The organism is Hyphomicrobium album, from assembly GCF_009708035.1.
In the GTDB taxonomy this organism is placed as follows: Bacteria; Pseudomonadota; Alphaproteobacteria; order Rhizobiales; family Hyphomicrobiaceae; genus Hyphomicrobium_A; species Hyphomicrobium_A album.
The window spans coordinates 434,093-449,161 of sequence record NZ_WMBQ01000002.1 but is presented as its reverse complement, the minus strand read 5'-3'; the positions used below and the strand labels follow the sequence as shown (position 1 = coordinate 449,161).

Here is a 15,069-nt window from a genome sequence, read left to right as displayed (position 1 = left end):
TTACGCTGGACGACTTCAAGTCGTGATTGCCTACACTGTCATCCTCGGCTTTAGGCCGAGGACCCATGCATACGATTGCTCCGACGCTCGTCGTTGCGCACGTTTCGGCGGACTAAGGTCGACGCCTGAAATTGCTGATGGCTGGGTCCTCGGGGTCATGCTGAAGGCATGCCTCCGGCATGGCCCGAAGATGACAAGTGGCGGATGGCGTGCCTAAGCGGCTTTGGCGCGGGCCTCGCCGACGAGACGGACGAGCTCGCGGCGCGCCTCCTCGCCGTTGGTGATGCGCGCGGCGAACGGCAAGCGCAATGCGCGCGCCCCGAGCACGAGATCGCAGCCCTCCGGATCGATGCCAGTCATGCGCCACGCGCCCGGTGCGCCACCGAGCAGGCGCGTCGCGTAGAGCTCGATCGCGTCGGCGTGGTCCTCGTTCATGTGGCCGACGATGCCGGGCTCGTTGTCGATCAGCGCCTCGGCGCCGCTCGTATCGATGAGGAGATCGCTGCGCGGCAGATCATGGATGCGGCCAAAGCCGCCGATGAAGTGCGCGCTCGTGATATCGAATGCATAAAAAGAGAAATCGGGAAAATCGGCGTAACCAGCGTTCGGATGGCGTGCGAGGAAGCGGCGACGAGCGGTCGCACTCGTCGTTGGACGCGCCTCGCCGATCAGCGTGATTCGCGCTCCGGCCATCGGGTCGGCGTCGGTGCCGGTTGCGTCGACGAGCAGGCTCGCGCGCACATCGCCGGTGAGGTTCTTCGTGTGCAAAGCCAGCTTGGAGATCAGGAATACCGGGCTTCCATCGGGCTCGGTCGCGGTGAGCAATAGCGACGCATACGGATGTCCAGAGGACTGCAGAAGCGTTCCGAGCGACGCTTTCAGCGCCGCGCGCACCATCGTCCGGGCTTCGGCCGCGATTTCCTTAACGCTCGAAATATTCGGGCGTTTCGCTGCCTCTTCAACAGACATACGGTCCTCCAAGCTTCCGGCGGGCAACCTATTCAGATAACGTTCAGACAGAAATCACGAAATTGGCTTCGCCACAATTGATACACCTTGGAGCCATAAAGCGCGGCAGGGTGCCAGTCTGCCGCAGGGTCGGGACATGATGAAAGAAAAAAGCACGATCGCGCTGGTCGACGACGAGCGCAACATTCTTACCTCGTTGCGCATGGCGCTCGAGGCCGAAGGCTACAAGGTGCGCACGTATAACGACGGCGTGTCGGCGCTCGAGGCCCTCGCCGAGGACCCGGCCGATCTCGGCATCTTCGATATCAAGATGCCGCGCATGGACGGAATGGAGCTTCTGCGCCGCGTGCGCCAGCGCTCCGACATGCCGGTGATCTTCCTCACTTCGAAGGACGAGGAGATCGACGAGCTGTTCGGTCTCAAGATGGGCGCCGACGATTACGTCGCGAAACCGTTTTCGCAGCGCCTCGTCGTCGAACGCGTCAAAGCCGTGCTCCGCCGCTTCCAGCCGAAGGACCCGAGCGCCGCTCCCGAGCTCGAGGCCGCCCGCGTCCTCGAGCGCGGCAAGCTCAAGCTCGATCCCGAGCGCCACAACTGCCATTGGGACAACAAGCCGGTGACGCTCACCGTCACCGAGTTCCTGATCCTGCAGGCGCTGGCCTCGCGCCCGGGCGTCGTCAAGACGCGCGACGCACTGATGGACGCCGCCTACGACGACCAGGTCTACGTCGACGACCGCACCATCGACAGCCACATCAAGCGGCTGCGCAAGAAGTTCAAGCAGGTCGACGACAACTTCGACGTCATTGAAACTCTGTACGGCGTCGGGTACCGCTTCAAGGAAGCTTGAGGCGCGGAGGTAGGATGGCGCTCGACGACACCGAGCGATCCGAGCAGCAACGCCTGTCGAACGGTCTCGCTGGGCTCAAGGGCTTCGCGAACGACATCCGGTCTGCTGCTTCGGCATCGGCGAAGCGACTGACATCGTCGTCGACGAAGACAGCGGGCACGGCTGCGACGTCCATGCGGACGGCCGCCGCCGCCGGGCTGACGTCGGCTCGTTCGGCGGCGCGGCAGACGGCGCACGCCGCGCGCCGTACGGCCGGCGCCATCGCACTCGGCGCGCAAAATGCCGCCGCCCGCGTCGACGGCGCCGAGACACCCAAGGCGCTTGCGCCCATCCAGGCGTGGATCGGGCGCTCGGCCCTGGTCCGTTTCTTCTCGGCAAGCCTGCTGCGCCGCATCCTGATCTCCAACCTGATCGGGTTCTTCATTCTCGTCGGCGGCATCCTCTATCTCGGCTGGTTCCACACCTGGCTGATCGACGCCAAGCTCGACGCGCTCAAAACCCAGGGCAAGATCATCGCCGACGCGATCGCCGCCAACGCCAAGGTGGTGCGCGAGCAGATCGTCATCGATCCCAACGCCATTCCCGACTCGCCGCCGGCCGTGAACCGTTTCCCGGACGACGGGCTCGCCTCGCTCGAGCTGTCCATCCATCCCGAGGATGTGACCCCGATCCTGCGCAAGCTCATCCAGCCGACCAACACGCGCGCGCGCATCTACGGCCGCGACGGCACGCTGATCGTCGACACCGCGCAGACGCTGGCGCGCTGGAAGGCGATGCGCAACGAGCCTACCGGCAACGACGAGGATTCGACGCAGACGCAGAACATGTGGACGCGTCTGACGCGCTACTTCTTCAAGGAGCCGCTACCCGTCTACCAGGAGATCGGCACCGGCAACGGCATGGTCTACAAGGAAGTGCGCGAGGCGCTCGACGGGCAAGAGAAGAGCATGCTGCTGCTCAACCGCAAGGGTGAGCAGATCGTGTCTATCGCCCAGCCGATCACGCGCTTCAACGAGGTGCAGGGTGTGCTGCTCTTGTCGACGCGGCCGGGCCAGATCGACAAGATTCTCAGGGAAGAACGTATCGTCATCCTCGTGCTGGCGGCGGTGGCGCTGCTCGCGACGGTCGTGACCTCGCTCCTCCTCGCACGCACGGTCGCCGGACCCATTCGGCGCCTCTCGGCCGCGGCCGAGCGCGTGAGCCACAACATCGAGGAGCGCACGCAGCTGCCGGAATACTCCGGGCGCAACGACGAGGTGGCGCAGATGGCCGCGGCCTTCCATGCAATGACCGGGGCGCTGTGCCGTCGCATCGAGGCGAGCGAAAAGTTTGCCGCCGACGTCGCGCACGAGTTGAAGAACCCGCTCACCGCTGCCCGCTCGACGGCGGAATCGCTCGGCTACGCCAAGACGGAAGAAGAGCGCATGCATCTCGTTGCGCAGATCCAGGGCGAGCTGAAACGCCTGAACCGGCTGATCACCGACGTGTCGAATGCTTCGCGCCTCGATGCCGAGCTGGCGCGCAAGGAGATGCGGCCGGTCGACGTGACGGCGATGCTGCGCAACGTGGTCTCCATTTTCCGCGACATCATCGGCGACGACAGCCGCGTCTTAATGCTGGCCATTGCCGGAGAGCCATTCAACGGAGCTTTCAATGTCGCCGGCGACGAGGGACGGCTCGGCCAAGTGCTGACCAACCTCATCGACAACGCGATCTCGTTCTCGCCGGACGGCGGCACCGTTACGGTCACCTCGCGGGTCGCGGCGCCGTTCGTCGAGATCCTCGTCGAGGACGAGGGCCCCGGCATTCCCGAAGACCGGCTGGAGATCATCTTCGACCGCTTCTATTCGGACCGGCCGGCGACCGACACCAGCCGCGGCAAGAACTCGGGACTGGGCCTCAGCATTTCGCGCGAGATCGTCCTGTCGCACGGCGGCGCTATCATCGCCGAGAATCGCTACGACGGAGACGAACAGCCGGGCGCCAAGCCGAGCGGCTCACGCTTCACGGTGCGGCTGCCGATTGCCGGTGGGCCACAACGCGGAGGAACGACGGGTGGCCGGCGCACCTGAGGGGCTGACGACGCACGGCACCGCGATCGCCGTGGCTGGCCGCGCGGCGCTAATCGTCGGACCTTCAGGATCCGGCAAGTCCGACCTGGCGTTGCGGTGCCTGGCACTCGCGCCCTCGCCCCTATTGCCAGAACCGGCACGGCTGGTGGCCGACGATCGCGTTATACTTTCGCCACAGGCCGGCCGGCTGCGCGTCTCGGCCCCGGCAACCATCCGCGACCGGCTCGAGGTTCGCGGCATGGGTATCCTCGATATCCACTGCGTGGAGAGTGCCGATCTGGTGCTGGTCGTCGAGCTGGCCCAGGCGGAAGCGATAGAGCGCCTGCCCGATCCCCCGCCGCAGAGCGCCTTCCTTGGTGTCAGCCTCCCGGTTTTGCGGCTGGCGCCCTTCGAGGCCTCAGCCCCGGTAAAGCTGCTCCTGGCGCTGGCAAGGGCCCAGTAGGTGGGCGCCAAGCCCTAGGATTCATGACAGCAAATCCACTTGCGCCGGGGCCGAACACTTGTAAATTCTGCCGCGCCGCCAAAGAGGCTCCCCTCCGGGAGATACCGGCGAAGCCGCAGTAGCGATCCCCACGGTCAAGCCCGCACTCCGTCGTGGAGCAGGGAAAAGACGAGATCGGCTCTAATACATGATCGGACTTGTCATCGTGACGCATTGCGGGCTGGCGCAAGAGTTCCGCTCGGCGCTCGAGCACGTGGTGGGGCCGCAGGCGCAGTTGGAGACGGTCTCCATCGGTCCCGATGACGATGCCTCCGTGCGGCGCGGGCAGATCGTCGACGCGATTCACCGGACCGACACCGGCGAGGGCGTCATCGTGCTGACCGACATGTTCGGCGGCACGCCCTCCAACCTCGCCATCTCGGCGATGGACGAGGCCAACGTCGAGGTCATCGCCGGGATCAACCTGCCGATCCTCGTCAAGCTCGCCAGCGTGCGCAGCGAGATGCCCATCGCCGAGGCCGTGGCCAGCGCGCGGGAGGCGGGCCGCAAGTACATCAAGGTCGCCAGCCAGGAGCTGTCCGGCGAAGGGTCGACTTAAAAGTATGCCGGAGATCAAGGACAGTGCACGTCCCGAAGCGGTGGTCACCATCCGCAACCGCAAAGGCCTGCACGCGCGCGCCTCCGCCAAGTTCGTCAAATGCGCCGAGAGCTACGACGCCATCGTCACGGTGACGCGCGACGGGCATCAGGTCGGGGGCACCTCGATCATGGGGTTGATGATGCTGGCCGCGGGTCCCGGGTCGACGCTGCACATGACCGCAACGGGTCCGCAGGGACCCGAGGCGCTGCAGGCGCTCATCGCGCTCGTCGAGGATGGGTTCGGCGAAGATTGCATCGAAGATGCATGACTTAGGCTGCATCGAAGATGCATGAAAAAAGGGAGCGCCGTTTCCCAGCGCTCCCCTTCTGATGTCGTTGCCGGGCTGCCGACCTACTTCGAGATGTAGAGCGACGACAGCTTCAGCGCGATGTCGCGGAAAGCTTGTTGCAGCTCGTCCTCGTCTTTGGCGTCGTAGTACTTCCCCGGATCGGTGGCGCAGCTCGTCAGCACGTCGAGAGCGCTGGCGTTGTTGCCGACCTCGAAACCGACCGTGTAGATCGTGATGTTGGGATCCCCCGTCCCATCCTTTTTCTTCATCGCTTTGCAGAGCTCTTTCGCCTGTGTGGCAGATGAGCCGTTGACAGCGGTGCCCGCGCCCGGATCGCTGGTGTTGATACCGTTGGCGTCATACTGAGTGTTGTATTCGCCGTCGGTCATCAGGATGGCGATCTTGCGCAGATTGCTCGTCCCGTAGGCCGCCGGCGACGAACTCGCACCCAACACAGAACTCCAGTTGGGGGACAGCGTGTACCACGCCCAGGCCGTACCGACCTGCCCGGCGGTGCCGCCCTTGCCCGTCAGAGTGTCGACCTTGGCCACCAGCGTATCCTTGTTGCTCGTGAGCGGCAGGATCTCACTTGCGGCGTCGAGGGTGCAGTCTGCGACCTGCGACTTCTTGCTGGCATCGACGCTCCAACGGATCGGCAAAGAGTACTTGCCCGAGCTGGGAGCCACATCCGTGTACCTGTTGCTGCCGCCGCGCTCGACGACGCAGTTGGAGGTGCGGTTGTAGTAGTAGGTGGCCGCGTTCCAGCCCGAGCCGGTTGTCTTGGTGACGGTCTTATCAGGCGTCGGCCCCCCCCACGCTTTGCCCACCGCAGACGTCGACAGGCGCACAGAGTCAGAGAAGGGAACGATCGACATCTTCGAGGTGAACTTGGACTGATCCTGCCACACGACGATACCGATGAGGTCCTTCGCAGCCTTCTTCATTGCGTCGATCTTGCGGCCGCTGGTGCAAGCCTTCTGGGTCCGGCCCGGCGCGGAGTTGCACATGGAGCCAGTCACGTCGAGCATCAGCGCGACCTCGATGTTCTCGCCGCCGTTGCCGCCGACCTGGATCTGCGACTTGGAGAACTGCGTCTGCGAGGGGCTGATGAGCGGCAGCTTGTCGATAGAGGCGAACTGCAGGAACGGCGTCTTGATGTAGGCGCTGCCGGAGGCGACCAAACCCATGCCGTCGGGCGCCACGGCAAAGCTCACCGTGTCGTCGACGACGGGCAGGCGGCTGGTGACATTCTGGGTATAGTACTTCTGGGCCGCGGCGACGGCGGCGGCCTCGTCCTTGTTGTTGATCTGCAGGGCGCGCCCGCCAGCGAGAACGGCCGCGTCGACCGCCGATACGGTCTGGTCGCGCGCATGCAGCCAGCGGCCCAGGTCGACCGCGGCGCCGATGCAAAGCATCATCGTCACGGCCATGAGCGCCATCACGATGGCGACGTTCCCGGACTGGTCGTGCCGGAACCGCGCCCAACGCGCCGACGCACGCACCGGGCCCTCGAAGAAACTGCGCATTTTTCGCCTCTCCTGCGAACATCGTTCTTGTGTTTTCGGCAATATGGGTCGGCCGAATATTGAAAGTTCTTAAAAGCGCTAAAATTTATTATTGTTGCCTAACAAAATGTTACTTAGCTGTTTGTTTTGCGACGCCGCTGGTTTTCTGGACTTTACTTGGGGAATGACTGGCAGCCGCAGGCCCGTTGCCGCGGCAATTATATACGTTAGTGACCCAGGACGAGGTTGTGCTATGAGACGCGGTGCCCGCAGACCGGGCAGCTTGCTGCGTCAGAGGATCAAGCACACCGCGGGGGCACCAGTGACCGTTTGCATCGCGACCGTCTGCAACGAGGGCATGATCATCATGGCGTCTGATCGAATGCTCACCTCGGGCGACATCCAGTTTGAGCCGACCGCGTCAAAGACTATCGCCATAACGTCATCCATCGCAGTGATGCAAAGTGGCGACGCCTCGTTCCAGGGAGAGATCATAAGCGAGGTTCGGCGTGAGGTGGCGGCTCTCACAAAGGACCTTGATACGTGGCTGCCTGTGCAGACCGTTGTTGACCTCTACGTGAAGCATCGCAACGCAGCGAAGCTGAAGCGCGCGGAAGCAAAGGTTCTTCAGCCTCTGGGCCTGACCAGCGAAACGTACTTGCAGAGAGCGTCAACCCTGCCTTCAGGATTGGTGGAACGTATCGCCGAGGATTTGATCAACTTCGATGTGCCCCACGTAAGCGTCATCGTAGCGGGAGTGGATGACTCCGGCCCTCGTATATTCATGGTCGAGGAGGGTGTTGCGACCTGCCACGACGCTATCGGTTTTGCGGCCATTGGCATTGGAGCGCGCCACGCCGAGTCACATCTGATGCTGTCGAGACATTCCTGGATGGTGTCGGCGCCGGAGACGCTTGTGAACACCTACATCGCCAAGCGTCGAGCTGAGACGGCTCCGGGGGTGGGCGCGGAGACCGATCTGTTCCTACTGGGTTCACAACCCGGAAAATTTGATGAAGTACGACTAGACATACAGTCCAAGCTGAAGGACGAGTACGTCCGGATGCGGACAGGTGAAGCCAAGCTGCAAAAGTCAATCATCGACAAGGTTGATAGTTATGTCGAATCCATCGCGAGAAGCAAAGCGCCCGACCCGTCAGACCAAGGCGACGCAAAGTCTCCTTCGTCCCAAAGCCAGTCTGGCGAACCCGAAGGAAAAAAGCCTGATAAGGGTTAGCCGGAAACCGGGAGCGCAGCGCTAGGTCTTCTGCCGCGGCTTAGTAGGTTTGTCACCTACGGTCGGGCGCTTCCTCGTGGGCTTCGCCGGAACTTCTGAAGGAGCTGTGGTCGCAAACCGGCCTAGCGCCTCGTCGAATGGCAACTCAATTCGAAGTGGCTTCTGATATTTCCGCTTTGTCATGCGTCAGCGCCTTGTACGTCAGTCGTCCTTCGACTTGCGACAGGAGGTCATTGACGCGGTCACCTTCGCCCATGTCGCGGCGATTGTACCGGTAGCACATTTCGCCCAGGTAGGCGTCAAGGTGCTTGGCCGAAACGTGATGATGGATACCGTATACTTGACGCTTGAATAGGCTCCAGGCGCCTTCGATGCCGTTGGTGTGGCAGAAGTAGTCGCGCACATACTCACCAGCCGAGTGGTTGACGCTGTGCACGCTGTAAGTTGGCTTGAGCCGCTGATAGCTGGCGTGCTCGTCCGACATGATGTTGGCGCCGTCCTTAACGTTGTCGAGAACCCGGCCGCGCACGCGCCAGCCTTGGAGGTCCTTGATGGTCTTGGCGCGCAGTTCGCCCCCGCGCTCCAGCAAGCCGAACACGATGGGCTTGGGCGCCTGACCGGCGGCGCGCTTCGCCTTGGTGCGGTTCTTCTCTTTCGGACCGAAGTAGCTTTCGTCGACTTCGACCTCACCCTCTAAAGGGCGGTTGAATGACCGGGTGCGAGCGGCGTGGCGAAGGCGGTGCAGGACGAACCAAGCCGACTTCTGCGTGATCTTGAGGTCCTTGGCGAGCTGCGTCGAGGCGATGCCCTTCTTGTGCGACGTGATCAGCCAGACGGCGGCGAACCACTTGCGCAGCGGCAATTTCGTATCCTCGAAAATGGTACCGACCTTGATGGAAAACCGCTGGCGGCAGTCGTGGCACTTGTGGGTCTTCTTGTCCGAGAAGTGCATCACCCGGGTGGAGCCGCAGTACGGGCAGAAGGCGCCGTTCTTCCAGCGGATGCCCCGGAGATGGTCGATGGCGGCCTGCTCGTCGGGGAACACCTCGAAGAAGTCGTAGAGGCTGTTGATCTGGCGGACGGTCATCGGGCGATCCCTCGGCTATCTCACTGAACACTAGCCGGTTTCGCCGATTGGGTCAAGCTCGTATATAATTGCCGTTGCCGCAGCCCTGGCTAACATATAAGGACTTGTTTATATCTTGTTGCGAGGGCGCCCGGGGGTCGCTAGAAGGGCGCATGAAGCGGCCCTCGCCGCGCCCCGCGCCGCCATTGGCGCCCATCCGCAAGGGAGTGAGACCTCATGGGTAAGCCCACGGACTACGTGGTCAAGGACATCAGCCTCGCCGAATGGGGCCGCAAGGAAATCGACCTCGCCGAAACGGAGATGCCGGGCCTGATGGCCATCCGTGCCGAGTACGGGCCCAAGCAGCCCCTCAAGGGCGCACGCATCGCCGGCTCGCTGCACATGACCATCCAGACCGCGGTGCTGATCGAGACGCTGAAGGCGCTCGGAGCCGACGTCCGCTGGGTGTCGTGCAACATCTTCTCGACCCAGGATCACGCCGCAGCGGCCATTGCTGCCGCCGGCACGCCCGTGTTCGCCTACAAGGGTGAGACCCTGGTCGAGTACTGGGACTTCACCGCTCGCCTGTTCGACTGGCACGGCGGCGGCTTCCCCAACATGATCCTCGACGATGGTGGCGACGCCACCATGCTGATCCATCACGGCCTGCGCGCCGAGCAGGGCGACACCGCCTTCCTCGACAAGCCGGAGTCCGAAGAAGAAACCATCTTCTTTGCCCTCATCAAGCGGCTGCTGAAGGAGAAGCCCAAGGGCTGGTTCGCCGAGGCGGCAAAGTCCATCCGCGGCGTGTCGGAAGAAACCACCACGGGCGTGCACCGTCTCTACAAGCTCGCCGAGCAGGGCAAGCTGCTGTTCCCGGCCATCAACGTCAACGACAGCGTCACCAAGTCGAAGTTCGACAACCTCTACGGCTGCCGTGAATCGCTGGTCGACGCCATCCGCCGCGGCACCGACGTGATGCTGGCCGGCAAGGTCGCGTTCGTCGCCGGCTTCGGCGACGTGGGCAAGGGCTCGGCGGCTTCGCTGCGCCAGGCGGGCGCGCGCGTCATCGTCTCCGAGATCGATCCGATCTGCGCCCTGCAGGCTTCGATGGAAGGCTACGAGGTCGCGACCATCGAGGACGCGTTCAGCCGCGCCGACATCTACGTCACCGCCACCGGCAACAAGGACATCATCACCGTCGAGCACATGCGGCAGATGAAGGACCGGGCCATCGTCTGCAACATCGGCCACTTCGACAACGAGATCCAGGTCGCCGGCCTCAAGAACCTCAAGTGGAACAACATCAAGCCGCAGGTCGACGAGATCGAGTTCCCGTCCGGCAACCGCATCATCCTGCTGTCGGAAGGCCGCCTGGTGAACCTCGGCAACGCCATGGGCCACCCGAGCTTCGTCATGTCGTCGTCGTTCTCGAACCAGACGCTGGCGCAGATCGACCTGTGGGCTAACCCCGGCAAGTACGAGAAGAAGGTCTATACGCTGCCGAAGGTGCTCGACGAGAAGGTCGCAGCGCTGCACCTCGACAAGCTCGGCGTGAAGCTCACCAAGCTGCGCCCCGATCAGGCCGACTACATCGGCGTGCCAGTCGAGGGCCCCTACAAGGCGGACCACTACCGCTACTGAGCGACCGCTTTATGCTGGGTCCCGGATAGCCGCTTGCTTTGGGCGCGGCATCCGGGATGACAGCTTCCTGGTGACTTCGCGTGCGGCTTGGGGGCAGCACCCTCCCGGCAAATGCCGCCGGGGGTGCCCCGGCCCCAGGCGCACGCTGGCCACACCCCTATCCGGTCCCCATAATTCAAGTCGATTCGCCTCCCTCCGGGGGCGATGCCGCCGAGCCTTTGTCTGTTGCTCGTAGCTTCTCTGGACTCGGGTCCCCCCTGCTTTCGACGGACCCCGATGCACGCTGCCGCTGGCAAACGACTGGCCGGTAAACCTCGCGAGCTCATAGCGCTCGCGGCGGCGAGCCTTGCCTGCGTGCTGGTCGTTGCGGCGGGCATCGTCTCGGGGGGCGTCCTGCCGCTGCCAGCCTTGGGCGACCAGCCGGCCGCCGCCGCCGGCCTGCTCGCCGGCCTCGCCCTCTTCGCCGCGGCGCTGATCGCGTTGACGGTGGTCCGCGCCAAGCGGGAGGAGCGGCGCGCCGTAACCGAGGCGACCGGGCTGAAGCGCAGCCTGGCGGCGGCCGACTCGATCATCCGCTCCGAGCCGCAGGTGCTGCTGTTCTGGGAGCAGGACCAGCCGCTGCGGGTCGTCACTCACACGCTGAGGGATATTCCCGGCCTGCCGGAGACGCCGGATAAGTTCCTGCGCTTCGGCCACTGGCTCGAGCCCGCATCGGCCGCGAACCTGAAACCGGCGATCGATACGCTGTTCTCCCGCGGCCAGCCTTTCAACCTGATCGTGCGAACGGCATCGGGCGGTCACGTCGAGGCCGAGGGACGCACCGCCGGCGGTCGCGCCGTGCTGCGGTTCCGCGATGTCGCCGGGCATCGCGACGAGGTCGCCCGCATCCTGGCGCAGCATCAGCGGCTCGCGCGCGAGGTGCGCGCCAGCCGCGCCCTGCTCGACGCGCTGCCCATCCCCGTGTGGCTGCGGGCCAAGGACGGGCGCCTCACCTGGGTGAACAGCGCCTACGTGCGGGCGGTGGAGGCGCGCAGCCGGGCGGAAGTGCAGGAGCGGCAGATCGAGCTCCTGGAGCAGCGGCAACGCCGGGCCGCGGCCCGTGTGCTGGCCCGCGGCGAGAGCTATCGGACCCGCGTTCCGTTGATCGTCGGCGGCGAGCGGCGTCCGCACGACGTCACGGTCATCCCGTTCGAGGACGCCACCGCCGCTGCCGCCGTCGACGTGCTGGCCATCGAGAAGTCGCAGGGCGAGCTCGAACGGCAGGCGGTGCCCTACGATCGCACGCTCGATCGCGTCGCGACCGCGGTCGCCATCTTCAACGCGCAGCAACAGCTCGTGTTCTTCAACGAGGCGTATCGCAAGCTGTGGCAGCTCGACGACGCCTGGCTCAAGACGCGCCCCACCGAAGGTGCCGTGCTCGACCGGCTGCGCGAGCTGGGACGCCTGCCGCAGGTGGTCAACTACTCGGAGTGGAAGGCGAACATCCTGGCCGGATACGGGGAAGATCCGATCGAGGACGACACCTGGCTGCTGCCCGACGGGCGCACCCTGCAGGTGCGGCCGGAGAAGCGCTCCGACGGCGGTATCACCTATCTCTTCGTCGACGATACCGAACGGCTGGCGATGGAGCGCGACCATACCGCGCTCATCGGCGTGCAGCGCGAAACGCTCGACAGCCTCAAGGAAGGCGTCGCCTTGTTCGGCACCGACGGGCGCCTCAAGCTGTTCAACTTGGCGCTCGCCGAGTTCTGGCAGATCTCGCCCCGCACCTTGGCCGAGGAGCCGCATGTCGACGAATTCATCGCCCTGGCGCACGAGCTGTTCGACGAGCCGCAAACGTGGTCGCGCCTCAGCCGCGCCGTGACGGCATTCAACGAAGTGCGCGAGGAGTTCGGCGGCCAGATGCTCCGCTCGGACGGCAAGATCATCGACTACGTGTCGATGCCGCTGCTCGACGGCGCGACACTGGTGACCTTTGCCGACGTCACCCGCAGCCGAGACTACGAGCGGGCCCTAGAAGAGCGCAACGACGCGCTTGTCGCCGCCGATCGCATGAAGAACGCCTTCATCAGCCACGTGTCGTACGAGCTGCGCACGCCGCTGACCAACATAATCGGGTTCAGCGACCTGCTCGGCAACCCCCACATCGGCGTGCTCAACGAAAAGCAGCAGGAGTACCTCGGCGATATCTCCAACTCGTCGAAGGAGCTGCTGGCGATCATCGACGACATCCTCACCCTGGCGACGATCGACGCCGGTACGATGGAACTGAAGCAGAGCCGCGTCGACATACCCGCCGTCATCGACGCCGCCATCCTCGGCGTCCGCGAGGCGGCGCAGCGGGCGCGCCTGTCGCTGCACATCGGCGTCGCCGACGGCGCCACGAGCTTCATCGCCGACGAGGCGCGCGTGCGGCAGATCCTGTTCAATCTGCTTTCCAACGCTGTCGGCTTCTCCAAGCCTGGAGATACCATCACCATCACCTGCCGCCGCGATGGCCCGATGATGGCCTTCACGGTCGAAGACCAGGGCGTCGGCATTCCCAAGGACGAGCAGTGGAAGGTCTTCGATCGCTTCGAGAGCCGCAGCCACGGCTCCAGCCACCGCGGCGCGGGCTTGGGGCTGTCGATCGTCAAGAGCCTCGTGGAGCTGCACGGCGGCAACGTTTCGCTCGAATCCGAGCCGGGGCACGGCACGCGCGTCACTGTGCGCCTTCCCGTCGCCGGGCGGCCTGATAAAGCACCCCTGGCGCTGCCCCAAGAAGGCCCCGAGGGTTCGCTAACGGCCAGTGGCACCCGCGGCTGAAGTGAAATGTAATGCCGGCTTCCCACGTCATTGAAAATGTCAGCGAGCCCCAGCTCTTGCGGCTGGGAGAGCAGATCGCGTTCATCGCGCGCCGCGGCGATCTCTTCGCGCTGAGCGGCGAGCTGGGCGCCGGAAAGACGACGCTCGCCCGCGCCATCATCCATGCGCTCATCGGCGCGGAACGGGAGGAGATTCCGAGCCCGACATTCACGCTGGTGCAGACCTATGCGACGCCACGCATGCCGGTGGCGCATTTCGATCTTTATCGGCTCAGCACTCCGACGGAGCTGGAGGAGCTGGGCCTCGACCCAGCGCTCAAGAGCGGGATCGCCATCGTCGAGTGGCCGGAGCATGCGAACGAACTGCTGCCCGCCGACCGGCTCGACATCCGCATCGACGACAACGGCAGTGCAGAAAGCCGGCGGGTGACGCTGACGGGCCACGGCGATTGGGCGTCGCGTCTTAACCGGTTTGTCGCCATGCGCGACCTCGTCGGCGGCGATGACGGCTGCGAACTGCGCTACCTGCAGGGCGACGCGTCCGTGCGCCGCTACGGACGTCTCGTGCGCCGCGCCCAGCCCGGCGCCATCCTCATGGACTGGCCGCGCCAGCCCGACGGTCCGGCGATCCGCAACGGATTGCCGTACAGCCGCCTGGCACACCTTGCGGAAGACGTGCGGCCCTTCGTGGCGGTCGCGCAGGCGCTCGACACCGCCGGCCTCACGGTGCCGCACATCCATGCACAGGATCTCGACAACGGCTTCCTGCTACTCGACGACCTCGGCGACCGCGTGTTCGGGCGCGAGGTAGAGACCGGCGCGACCGATCAGGCGACGCTGTGGCGCACCGCCACCGAGGCGCTGGTCGCGCTGCAGGAAGCGCCGGCGCCGTACACGCTGCCCGTGGCCGGTGGCGGCGAGCATCGCGTTTCGGCCTACGATGCCGGCGCGATGTCGATCGAGACCGAGCTGCTCGTCGACTGGTATTGGCCGGCGGTGCGCGGCGCGACCGTGCCGACGGCAGAGCGCGATGAATTCGTCGGTCTGTGGAGCGACGTATTCACCGAGCTGGCAAAAGCGCCGCCCGGCTGGGTGTTGCGCGACTACCACTCGCCCAATCTTCTCTGGCTGCCGGATCGCCAGGGCATTGCGCGCGTCGGCGTGATCGACTTTCAGGATGCCATGCGTGGCCCCGCCGCCTACGACCTCGTCTCACTTCTGCAGGATGCGCGCCTTGATGTACCGCCCGAGCTTGAAGCGCAATTGTTCGACCACTACTGTTCCGGCGTCGCCGCGCGCGGAGGGTTCGATCGGGATGCATTCGCCTTCGCCTATGCCGCGCTCGGCGCGCAGCGCAACACCAAGATCGTCGGCATCTTCGCCCGCCTCGCCAAGCGCGACGGCAAGCCAGGGTACCTGCACCACATCCCGCGCCTGTGGCGCTACCTCGATCGCGACCTCGCGCACCCGAAGCTGGCGCCGCTCAAGCGTTGGTACGAGCGGCACTTTCCCGCTGGCGCGCGCGCCGTTCCCACGGCCTGAGCAGAGAGC

The 15,069-nt window shown here is 64.8% G+C and carries 12 protein-coding genes; 9 read left to right on the top strand and 3 right to left on the bottom strand.

Going from position 1 to position 15,069, the window contains the following annotated elements; translation table 11 throughout:
• Window positions 1-213: 213 nt before the first annotated feature.
• Complete coding sequence (locus GIW81_RS14245) at window positions 214-969, bottom strand: HugZ family pyridoxamine 5'-phosphate oxidase (protein ID WP_154740035.1); 756 nt, start codon at window positions 967-969, stop codon at window positions 214-216.
• 139 nt (window positions 970-1,108) lie between these two features.
• Between GIW81_RS14245 and GIW81_RS14240 the strand changes: the two genes are divergently transcribed.
• From GIW81_RS14240 to GIW81_RS14220, 5 genes are all read left to right on the top strand, one after another.
• A complete protein-coding gene (locus tag GIW81_RS14240) occupies window positions 1,109-1,819 on the top strand; it encodes a response regulator transcription factor (RefSeq protein ID WP_154740772.1) in 711 nt (236 codons plus the stop codon).
• A 14-nt stretch (window positions 1,820-1,833) separates the two neighbouring features.
• The gene (locus GIW81_RS14235) at window positions 1,834-3,891 is read left to right on the top strand and encodes a stimulus-sensing domain-containing protein (protein ID WP_154740034.1); all 2,058 of its coding nucleotides are present in this window, start codon (window positions 1,834-1,836) and stop codon (window positions 3,889-3,891) included.
• Window positions 3,875-4,333 (top strand): HPr kinase/phosphorylase, encoded by a 459-nt coding sequence (locus GIW81_RS14230; protein WP_324615043.1) that lies wholly within the window; start codon window positions 3,875-3,877, stop codon window positions 4,331-4,333. Before GIW81_RS14235 ends, GIW81_RS14230 begins: the two co-directional genes overlap by 17 nt.
• A 187-nt stretch (window positions 4,334-4,520) precedes the next feature.
• Window positions 4,521-4,931, top strand: coding sequence for a PTS sugar transporter subunit IIA (locus tag GIW81_RS14225; RefSeq protein WP_154740033.1), 411 nt, complete (start codon window positions 4,521-4,523; stop codon window positions 4,929-4,931).
• A gap of 4 nt (window positions 4,932-4,935) precedes the next feature.
• Window positions 4,936-5,241, top strand: coding sequence for an HPr family phosphocarrier protein (locus tag GIW81_RS14220; RefSeq protein ID WP_154740032.1), 306 nt, complete (start codon window positions 4,936-4,938; stop codon window positions 5,239-5,241).
• A gap of 83 nt (window positions 5,242-5,324) precedes the next feature.
• Here GIW81_RS14220 and GIW81_RS14215 read toward each other — a convergent pair whose 3' ends face one another.
• Complete coding sequence (locus GIW81_RS14215) at window positions 5,325-6,788, bottom strand: TadE/TadG family type IV pilus assembly protein (RefSeq protein WP_154740031.1); 1,464 nt, start codon at window positions 6,786-6,788, stop codon at window positions 5,325-5,327.
• Between the two features lie 301 nt (window positions 6,789-7,089).
• Here GIW81_RS14215 and GIW81_RS14210 point away from each other — a divergent pair, with 301 nt between their 5' ends.
• Window positions 7,090-8,004: an Ntn hydrolase family protein gene (locus tag GIW81_RS14210; RefSeq protein ID WP_154740030.1), complete on the top strand. Its 915-nt coding sequence runs from the start codon at window positions 7,090-7,092 to the stop codon at window positions 8,002-8,004.
• Between the two features lie 145 nt (window positions 8,005-8,149).
• Here GIW81_RS14210 and GIW81_RS14205 read toward each other — a convergent pair whose 3' ends face one another.
• Window positions 8,150-9,091: an IS1595 family transposase gene (locus GIW81_RS14205; protein WP_154740029.1), complete on the bottom strand. Its 942-nt coding sequence runs from the start codon at window positions 9,089-9,091 to the stop codon at window positions 8,150-8,152.
• 216 nt (window positions 9,092-9,307) lie between these two features.
• Here GIW81_RS14205 and ahcY point away from each other — a divergent pair, with 216 nt between their 5' ends.
• The 3 genes from ahcY (at window position 9,308) to tsaE (ending at window position 15,060) form a co-directional block, all read left to right on the top strand.
• Window positions 9,308-10,714 (top strand): adenosylhomocysteinase, encoded by a 1,407-nt coding sequence (gene ahcY / locus GIW81_RS14200; RefSeq protein ID WP_154740028.1) that lies wholly within the window; start codon window positions 9,308-9,310, stop codon window positions 10,712-10,714.
• A gap of 276 nt (window positions 10,715-10,990) precedes the next feature.
• Entirely contained in the window at window positions 10,991-13,519 is a 2,529-nt protein-coding gene (locus GIW81_RS14195) for a sensor histidine kinase (RefSeq protein WP_154740027.1), read from the top strand.
• Between the two features lie 11 nt (window positions 13,520-13,530).
• Window positions 13,531-15,060, top strand: a complete 1,530-nt coding sequence (gene tsaE / locus GIW81_RS14190) for a tRNA (adenosine(37)-N6)-threonylcarbamoyltransferase complex ATPase subunit type 1 TsaE (RefSeq protein ID WP_154740026.1) — start codon at window positions 13,531-13,533, stop codon at window positions 15,058-15,060.
• The last annotated feature ends 9 nt before the right edge of the window (window positions 15,061-15,069 follow it).

Excerpts from the sequence above, each read along its gene's own strand:
- tsaE (WP_154740026.1), top strand. The coding sequence starts at position 13,531 with ATGCCGGCTTCCCACGTCATTGAAAATGTCAGCGAGCCCCAGCTCTTG.
- GIW81_RS14225 (WP_154740033.1), top strand. The coding sequence starts at position 4,521 with ATGATCGGACTTGTCATCGTGACGCATTGCGGGCTGGCGCAAGAGTTC.
- GIW81_RS14235 (WP_154740034.1), top strand. The coding sequence starts at position 1,834 with ATGGCGCTCGACGACACCGAGCGATCCGAGCAGCAACGCCTGTCGAAC.
- GIW81_RS14220 (WP_154740032.1), top strand. The coding sequence starts at position 4,936 with ATGCCGGAGATCAAGGACAGTGCACGTCCCGAAGCGGTGGTCACCATC.
- GIW81_RS14215 (WP_154740031.1), bottom strand. The coding sequence starts at position 6,788 with ATGCGCAGTTTCTTCGAGGGCCCGGTGCGTGCGTCGGCGCGTTGGGCG.
- GIW81_RS14240 (WP_154740772.1), top strand. The coding sequence starts at position 1,109 with ATGAAAGAAAAAAGCACGATCGCGCTGGTCGACGACGAGCGCAACATT.
- ahcY (WP_154740028.1), top strand. The coding sequence starts at position 9,308 with ATGGGTAAGCCCACGGACTACGTGGTCAAGGACATCAGCCTCGCCGAA.
- GIW81_RS14205 (WP_154740029.1), bottom strand. The coding sequence starts at position 9,091 with ATGACCGTCCGCCAGATCAACAGCCTCTACGACTTCTTCGAGGTGTTC.
- GIW81_RS14195 (WP_154740027.1), top strand. The coding sequence starts at position 10,991 with ATGCACGCTGCCGCTGGCAAACGACTGGCCGGTAAACCTCGCGAGCTC.
- GIW81_RS14245 (WP_154740035.1), bottom strand. The coding sequence starts at position 969 with ATGTCTGTTGAAGAGGCAGCGAAACGCCCGAATATTTCGAGCGTTAAG.